4 protein-coding genes and 3 pseudogenes are annotated in these 5,928 nt (G+C 65.6%); all 7 read left to right on the top strand.

Annotation, left to right across the window (positions count from 1 at the left end; genetic code table 11):
* Positions 1-543 (top strand): annotated as a pseudogene (locus tag AC2VOU_RS18095) (alpha/beta hydrolase); the annotation flags it as partial.
* Positions 543-1,361 carry an NAD(P)-dependent oxidoreductase gene (locus AC2VOU_RS18090; protein ID WP_486958613.1) on the top strand — a complete coding sequence of 273 codons (819 nt, stop codon included), beginning with the start codon at positions 543-545 and terminating at the stop codon, positions 1,359-1,361. The pseudogene AC2VOU_RS18095 and the gene AC2VOU_RS18090, both read left to right, overlap by 1 nt.
* Complete coding sequence (locus AC2VOU_RS18085) at positions 1,358-2,149, top strand: NAD(P)-dependent oxidoreductase (protein ID WP_486958612.1); 792 nt, start codon at positions 1,358-1,360, stop codon at positions 2,147-2,149. Before AC2VOU_RS18090 ends, AC2VOU_RS18085 begins: the two co-directional genes overlap by 4 nt.
* A gap of 98 nt (positions 2,150-2,247) precedes the next feature.
* Positions 2,248-3,453 (top strand): cytochrome P450, encoded by a 1,206-nt coding sequence (locus AC2VOU_RS18080; protein WP_486958611.1) that lies wholly within the window; start codon positions 2,248-2,250, stop codon positions 3,451-3,453.
* Complete coding sequence (locus AC2VOU_RS18075) at positions 3,450-3,641, top strand: ferredoxin (RefSeq protein ID WP_486958610.1); 192 nt, start codon at positions 3,450-3,452, stop codon at positions 3,639-3,641. Before AC2VOU_RS18080 ends, AC2VOU_RS18075 begins: the two co-directional genes overlap by 4 nt.
* A gap of 68 nt (positions 3,642-3,709) precedes the next feature.
* A pseudogene (locus tag AC2VOU_RS18070) lies at positions 3,710-4,744 on the top strand (HNH endonuclease signature motif containing protein); the annotation flags it as partial.
* Positions 4,745-4,759: 15 nt separating this feature from the next.
* A pseudogene (locus AC2VOU_RS18065) lies at positions 4,760-5,773 on the top strand (recombinase family protein); the annotation flags it as partial.
* Positions 5,774-5,928: the final 155 nt, after the last annotated feature.

Raw genomic sequence — 5,928 nt, 5'->3', positions numbered from 1 at the left:
GGTCTTTTCCTGATGGCGCACTCCGGTGGTTGCGAGCTCGCGATCCGAATGGCCACGGGAGGTTCTGCCGAGCAGCCCACCGACCTGATCGGCATGGAACTCGCCGGCACCGGCCGGCGCTACCACCCGGACGCACGCGAGATTCTCAACACCGCCGGCCGGGAACACCGCCTGGCGGGATTGCGCGAACTGCTATGGCATCCAACCGAACTCTATCCGCCCGAGGTACTCAAGGGCGCAACTATTTATCAGGGTGCGCCGCCTTACGAAACCCAGATGGTGTCCAACTGGACAGGTCAGGACTTTCCGGCCCTGGCCCCGGGGGTGCGGATTCCGGTGCAATTCAGCGTCGCCGAGCACGAGAAGATTTGGCAGTGCGATGCAGCGGCACAGACCGAGATTGCCTCGATGTTCACCAACGCACCAAGGTTTCAGATCAACGAGCAATCCGGGGCTGGGCACAACATCAGCGTCGGCCACACCGCCGCGACCTATCACGCGGCGGTTTTCGCGTTCGCCGACAGCTGCGTGGAGACCCGGTGATCGACGTCGGATTCATCGGCCTCGGCAGCCAAGGCGCACCGATGGCAGGGCGCATCATCGACGCCGGCTTCCCGACGACGCTGTGGGCCCGCCGACCTGCCACGCTCGAGCCGTTCGCCCACACTGCCGCCACGGTCGCCCGGTCACCGGCCGAACTCGCCGCCGCCAGCGACCTGGTCTGCCTGTGCGTGGTCGGGGATGCCGACGTGGTGGAGGTCGCCACCGGCCGGCACGGGGTGCTGGCCGGACTCAAACCGGGTGGCGTGCTCGCGATCCACAGCACAGTGCATCCCGAGACCTGCCGCGAGCTGGCGGAAGCGGCTGCTGTGCAGGGTAGTTCGGTGATCGACGCGCCGGTCAGCGGTGGCGCACCGGCCGTCGCCGAGCGCCGGCTGCTCGTGATGGTCGGCGGTCCTGACGACGTCGTCGAACGGTGCCGTCCGGTTTTCGCGAGCTACGCCGATCCGATCGTTCATCTGGGAGCACTGGGCTCCGGGCAGACCGCCAAGCTGCTGAACAACCTGCTGTTCACCGCCAACCTGGGCACCGCGGCCACCACCCTGGCGCTCGGTGACGCGCTGGGCGTCTTACCCGAGCGCCTTTCCGAGGTCATCTCCCACGGCAGCGGAAATAGTCACGCGCTCAGCGTGCTTGGTGGTGATGTTGCCGGTTTGACGCGGCTTGCCGAGATGGCCGGCACGCTGTTGCAGAAAGACGTCCGCCTGCTCGCCGCGGTGGTCGACGCAGCGGCTGCGTCCGGCGGGGCCGTCCTCGACGCTGCCGATGCCACGCTGTCGCTCATGGCACATCCGCGGTGAGAATCGGATTCGTGGGAGCGGGACGGATGGGCCGGCCGATGGTGAGCCGCCTCGTCGAAGCCGGCCATCACGTCCGGGTGTTGGGCCGCTCTGCGGAGCAGCGGTCGGCCATCACCGAGTCGGGCGCCGAAGCCGTCGACGAGGTTGCGTTGGTATGCGCGGATGCGCAGGCGGTGGTGCTCTGCGTGCTCACCGACGAGCAGGTCCGCCACGTCTGTCTGGCCGACGGCTTGGTCGCGGCGATGCCGCCCGACTCCACGCTGGTGCTGCACACCACCGGAAGCCCACACACCGCGGCGGCCATCGCCGAGCGTGGTGTCGAGGTGGTCGATGCACCGGTGAGCGGTGGCCCGAACCATGCGGCTGCTGGCGCACTGACACTGTTCGTCGGGGGTGCCGACGAAGCGGTCGTCAGGGTCCGGCCGGTGTTGAGCTGCTATGGCGACCCGATCCTGCACGTTGGACCGCTCGGGGCGGGCCAGAAGGTGAAGCTGGTCAACAACGCGTTGTTCGCGGCGCAGATCGGGCTGCTGTCTGCTGGCGTCGAGTTGGCGTCACAGCTCGGCGTTGCGGAACCCACATTGCTCACCGCCCTGGCGCACGGCAGTGCTGCGAGCCGGGTCCTGGAGATCGTCGCCGCGCGAGGATCGCTGGCGTCATTCATCGAAGCCGCAGGCGAATTTATCGGCAAAGACGTCGCGGTGGTCAGAGAACTCGCCGCTGAGCTGGGCCGCGACCTCGGTGCGCTGGACGAGGCCATCGAAACCGTCATTCCCGGGCAGCGTTAGGGCCTTTTCGACACGCGACGAAGCATCTACCGTTAGCGTTACAGTCGAGCATTCCGTCGTAACGGTGTAGCCGCTCCCCGGGCGGCGAGGAGGGTGTCATGACCAAGCCGAAGGTCGTCTTCGATCCGTTCTCCGAGGAGTTCTTCGCGAACCCCTTCGACATCTACCGACGGATGCGGCAGGACGCCCCGCTCTACTACGACGAGCAGGAGGATTTCTACGCGATCACCCGTCACGAGGATGTGGCCGCGGCGTTGAAAGACCACGAAACCTACTCCTCGAGCCGGGGCTGCGACCTGGCGATGGTGCGCAACGGCATCCCCGCCGATATGCGGTCCATCATCTTCATGGATCCGCCGGAGCACCGCCACATGCGCAGCCTGCTCAACAAGGCCTTCACGCCGCGGGCCATCCAGTCACAGCGCGACGACGTGACTGAGGTGACCGACAAGTATCTGTCCGCCGTGGATCCCGACAATTTCGATGTCGTACAAGACTTTTCCGGCCCCTTCCCGGTCGAAGTCATCACCAGAATGGCCGGGGTGCCTGCCGAATACCGTCAGCAGGTGCGGCACTGGATCGACATCAGTCTGAGCCGCGAACCAGGCCAGATCGAAGTCAGCGAAGCCGGCATGCAAGCCAACATCGACACTGCGATGTACTACTACGGGCTGGTCGGGGAACGCCGCGAGAACCCCCAGGACGACATGATCAGCCGGCTAATTGCGGCCGAGATCCCCGGCGAGGACGGCACATTGCGCCGACTCGACGACATCGAAATCTGCAGCTTCGCCACGTTGCTCGGCGGGGCCGGCGCGGAGACGGTTACCAAGTTGATCGGAAGTGCGACAGTGCTTTTCGCACGCAATCCCGCCGAATGGCAGAAGCTGCTGGCAGACCGCAGCAAGGTGCCCGCCGCCGTCGAAGAGCTGCTCCGCTACGAAGGCCCGGTGCAGTACAACGTCCGGTACACCCTGAAGGAGGCGCACACCAGCGGCGGCACGATTCCGGCCGGGAAGCCGGTATTCGTGATGAACGCCGCGGCCAACCGCGATCCGGACGCATTCACCGACGCCGACACCTTCGACATCGACCGCGATCAGACCGAGGCGCAGCACCTCGGTCTGGGGTACGGCATTCACAGTTGCCTGGGCGCCGCGCTGGCGCGGATGGAAAGCCGGATCGCACTCGAGAAGCTGCTCGACTTCATGCCTAGTTACGAAGTGCAGTGGGATAGGTGTAAACGCGTCACCATGCAGAACGTCGCGGGCTGGCTGAACGTACCGGTGAAGGTATTGCGATGAGAGTAGAAGTCGACTGGGGACTGTGCGAGAGCAACGGGGTCTGCATGGCCGTCGTCCCCGAGGTGTTTCGGCTCGAGGACAACGACACGTTGACGATATTGCAGGACGAAGTCACCCCCGAGAACGAAGAACGGATGCTCGACGCGGTGCGCCAGTGTCCGCGGCAGGCCATCTCGATCAGCGAGTAGCACCTGAACGGAGGCGTCTCTCGGTGTCGGACCGCTCTGTCATAATCGCATGTATGTTCGATTCGACGATGCAGCTGCTTCGCGCGGCGGCGCGGGCCGAGAACCGTGCCGCGGGCCACCGGTTGGCGATAGTCGGCGAGCTGGACCTGCTGTGGCTGAGGCATTTTGGCGAGCGCGAGACCTGGGGCACCGACACCCACGACGCGATTACCGACGAGATCGCCGCCGCGCTGAGCATTACGCGCGGGATGGCGGACAGTTATCTGGACTACGCGCGGGCGATGCGGTCGCGGCTGCCGCGGGTGGGCGCGCTGCTGGTGGCCGGCGATATCGATTACCGGACGTTTCAGACGATTGTCTACCGCACCGATCTGATCGCCGACCCCGACGTGCTGGCCGCCGTCGATGCGACGTTGGCGGTCAAGGTCACGCGGTGGCCTGGAATCACGCAGGGCCGGCTGGGTAATTACGTCGACCGAATCGTGTCCCGCGCTGACCTGGATGCAGTGCGGCGGCGTCGCGAGCGCCGCGGCGACCGGGAAGTGTCGATCTGGGGCGACGCGGACGGATTGACCGAGATCTTCGGTCGACTGCACACCACCGATGCCCACGCCGTTGACGCCCGACTAGACGCCTTGGCCGCGACGGTGTGTGCCGAGGATCCGCGAACCCGCAATCAGCGCCGCGCAGATGCCATGGGCGCGTTGGCAATCGGAGCTGACCGGCTTGCCTGCCGTTGCGCACGGTCTGACTGCCCGGCCGCGTCCACACCCCCACCGAGCCCAGTGCTGATTCACGTGATCGCGGACCAGACCGGAATCGACGGAGCCGCGCCAGGATCGATGATCGGCAGCGACGCGCTCATCCCCGCCGAGCTGCTCGCCGAGCTCGCGAAATCGGCCAAGCTGCGAACGCTGATCCACCCCGCTGACGCGCCGGCCGAGGCGGGCTATCGGCCGTCGCAGGCGTTGGCCGACTTCGTCCGTTGCCGCGACCTGACCTGCCGCTTCCCTGGCTGCGACCGACCCGCAACCCGCTGCGACCTCGACCACACTATCCCCCACGCCGACGGCGGGCCCACGCACGCGTCCAAGCTGAAATGTCGCTAAACTACCCTCATGGCGAAAGCGAAAACGCCCGGTCAACGCGCCGCGGTGCGGTCGGCGGCGATCTACGCCCGCATCTCGGCCGATGTGGAGGGCACCGGGCTGGGGGTGGCGCGGCAGTTGGAGGATTGCCGCAAGCTGGCCGCTGACCGGGGCTGGCCGGTGGGTGATGAGTATGTCGACAACGATGTGTCGGCGTTCTCGGGTAAACCACGACGGCAGTATGTGCGGATGCTGGCCGATCTGAAGTCGGGTGCTAGGGATGCGGTGATCGTCTATAACTTGGACCGGTTGCATCGCCGCCCGGTGGAGTTGGAAGAGTTTGTCGCTTTGTGTGAGTCGGTGGGTGTGCGCGATGTCGCTACCGTGACTGCCGATATCGATCTCGGAAATGATGATGGGTTGTTTATGGCCCGGATTTTCGCTGCGTTCGCCGCGAAGGAGTCCGGGCGTAAGTCCGCGCGTATTCGGCGCAAGATGTTGCAGAACGCCGAACAGGGATTGCCGCATGGTTCGGTGCGCCCGTTCGGCTATGAGCCTGACAAGATCACCGTGCGTGAGTCGGAGGCTGCGGTGGTGCGGGAGGTGGTGGATCGTTACCTGGCGGGGGCCTCGATCCGGTCATTGACGGTGTGGCTCAATGACTCCGGTACCGCGCCGGCGGCATCGAAGTCGTGGCGGACCTCGGCGGTGCGCCAAATCCTGTGCTCGGGCCGCATCGCCGGGCTGCGCGAGCATCACGGCCAGGTCATCGGTGAGGCAGCGTGGCAGGCGATCATCACCCCGGCGCAGCGGGATCAGGTGTTGGCCCGCATGACTGCCCGCGCGCTCACCAAAACCCGCGCCCCGCGCACCTATCTCCTGTCGGGGTTGCTGCGTTGCGGGCGCTGCGGCAACAGGTTGTATTCCCAAGCCCGCCATGTTAATCCCGACAATCGGGTGCGCCGCTATGTGTGTCTGAGCGGCCCGGATCAAGGCGGGTGCGGGCGACTGACTGTGGTGGCCCAACCCGTCGAGGAGCTGTTACTAAAACGGTCATTAGTTAGTCGACTTTGTGGTTGAATTATGTTGTGCGAGAGGATGAGGGCCGCAGGCTCGATCACGGAACGCTTGAAGCGATGAGAATGCGTGCGGTGCAGGCGGTTCTCGACGGCCAACATCCAGAATCAGTGGCCTTGGCG

This window comes from Mycobacterium sp. TH-M25 (assembly GCF_057473665.1).
This window is presented reverse-complemented; position numbering and strand designations above follow the sequence as displayed.